The 262-nt window shown below is 43.1% G+C and carries 1 protein-coding gene; it reads right to left on the minus strand.

Features of this window, described 5'->3' with window-relative positions:
• Positions 1 to 72 precede the first annotated feature (72 nt).
• Positions 73 to 262: hypothetical protein (locus tag P8629_RS12105; RefSeq protein ID WP_278166361.1), on the minus strand; the 190-nt coding region annotated here is incomplete at its 5' end.

Below are 262 nucleotides of genomic sequence, written 5' to 3' on the forward strand. Positions count from 1 at the left end.
GCTGCATCTAATTCACCATGAGCCTCAGGAAACATGGTTGCAATTATATCTAGTACTTCCAGAAATTTTTTCTTACTGAGCATTATCATACCCCCAAGCCTTACGCAAGCTATCGACTGAGTTAAAATAATCATCTGATAGGGTTGTATCACTCTGCTGCTCTGCTTGACGCATCTCACGCGTTTCACGGTTATCTGCTACATCACGCGCTGTCACGATGCCATTAGTACGCCAGTTACGCAAAATCGCTCTAATATAAGGT

Source organism: Hydrogenovibrio sp. 3SP14C1 (assembly GCF_029625905.1).
In the GTDB taxonomy this organism is placed as follows: domain Bacteria; phylum Pseudomonadota; class Gammaproteobacteria; order Thiomicrospirales; family Thiomicrospiraceae; genus Hydrogenovibrio.